2 protein-coding genes are annotated in these 1,637 nt (G+C 35.2%); both read right to left on the bottom strand.

What is annotated here, in order from left to right; translation table 11 throughout:
* Positions 1-90: 90 nt before the first annotated feature.
* Complete coding sequence (locus G337_RS0119270; RefSeq protein ID WP_028865301.1) at positions 91-480, bottom strand: DUF6678 family protein; 390 nt, start codon at positions 478-480, stop codon at positions 91-93.
* A 113-nt stretch (positions 481-593) separates the two neighbouring features.
* A complete protein-coding gene (locus G337_RS0119265) occupies positions 594-1,523 on the bottom strand; it encodes a hypothetical protein (protein ID WP_028865300.1) in 930 nt (309 codons plus the stop codon).
* Between the last annotated feature and the right edge of the window lie 114 nt (positions 1,524-1,637).

The raw sequence follows: 1,637 nt of genomic DNA, 5'->3' as shown, positions 1-1,637 counted from the left end.
TACTATAAACAGCAGAAATAAACGCCCGGGCTTGTCCAACAATAGGATTAAGTCGTGGTTCGCGCTGCTCACACGACCTATCCTTATTAGTTATACGGAGCCTTCACTTCTACGTGCCTCAATATACCCCCAAACCCGAATAGCATCATTTTCCAAAGAATAATGGATACTGTGGAGGGAAAGAAACTTAATCGTAGGAGCAGACAAGTCTTCTCCATTTACTGGATTCATAGTTCGAAACTCAACCCATTCAATTCCTGATGCTCCCCAACTCTTTAGAGTTGTTATATCTAGCACGCTAATCGAAACATTGTTATTTAAGAGGCTCTTATTTCTACACGGCATTTCTATTTCGCCGCTTCTAATTCCCGAAAACAACTCCCTCCATTTAGTCTCATTCATATATGAAACTAAATGTCGATTATTTATAGCATTATTAATTTGGCGTTTGATATCAGCTTTAACTTCAGACTGTTCCATGACCCAATAATCCGTATAACGCCGCAATAAACGGCATAAAATAGTTGGCTATAATTTGTGAGGCTCGAACAAAAGCCAACTGTTTTATGTCCGATTTAATTGCCTTGTTAAATTTATTTTTGCCAGATATTGGGCGGAATAATTTCTCCATCAGTATAAGAAGCGAACTGCAAAAACATATCAATACTAATAACACTTAGGCATGATTTAGTAGAATCCCAGTTACCAGGTATATATTTCGCATATAAACCTTTTCGATTATTTGAGTGATATAAACAATCTATTAGAGCAAGAATTGCAATGCTGCTTACCCCATATGCATTGTCATAATAATCGTAAAAACCACATTTCCACTCTTTTTTACGATTAAGTTTGATGTTATCGGGAAACTTAAAACCTATATATAAGGTCTTTTTATTTATTTCAGAATAGCAAATATATTGTAAAAGTTCGTCGTCACCACGCCAGTCATCAGCACTAGGAAAGTTGAACCCTTCCCAGCCATTGGAATTTATTCTGTCATTGACTGCAATTTTTAAAGCTCTAACATTTTCAATGGAATAATCATCAATGATTATTTTACAAGAATTAAAAACGGCATTGACGTTTTTTTTACTAGAGAAATTCATCTTTATTAGCAAAGTGTTTTCTTGCCCATAATTATCATAGAATTGACTCTCCGGAGTTGAAGAATCCTCCTTGATAGAAAGTTGTAAATCTTCTTTAGTTTCAACCTCTACTATATGATCGCCCACTAAAGTTAAAAAGCTTGATTCGTTTGTTTGATCATATTCAACTTGAACGAATGCCAATTCCTTAGATGAAAGTGAGTTTAGGTATTTCAGAGTATTCTTTACTCCATTCAAATCTAGATCATCTCTCGGCCAAACACTTACTTGGCACTTACCCTTTTTGCAAATTGAACTAGAAATTTCGTTAATTGATACTTGTGACTTTTTATAAGAGTTCTCAATTTCTTTTACGTGAAACTCAGCAGTATTATCTTCACAATTAAAAGAGTAATAAAATCTATCTTCGGACATGTACGAACTCCTGACTTAAATTTAACGCCCCTGTTAAGGCGCAAAATATTGTTGGCTAAACTTGAGCGCAGCGAAAATAGCCAACTGTATTTTGTCGCACTTTAACGGCTTGTT

The organism is Psychromonas aquimarina ATCC BAA-1526 (genome assembly GCF_000428725.1).
Classification (GTDB): domain Bacteria; phylum Pseudomonadota; class Gammaproteobacteria; order Enterobacterales; family Psychromonadaceae; genus Psychromonas; species Psychromonas aquimarina.
The sequence above is the reverse complement of the archived record's forward strand: the minus strand, read 5'-3'. Positions and strand labels throughout refer to the sequence as shown.

What these genes read in the sequence shown, in the direction of transcription:
- G337_RS0119270 (WP_028865301.1), bottom strand. Translation starts at nt 480, where the DNA reads ATGGAACAGTCTGAAGTTAAAGCTGATATCAAACGCCAAATTAATAAT.
- G337_RS0119265 (WP_028865300.1), bottom strand. Translation starts at nt 1,523, where the DNA reads ATGTCCGAAGATAGATTTTATTACTCTTTTAATTGTGAAGATAATACT.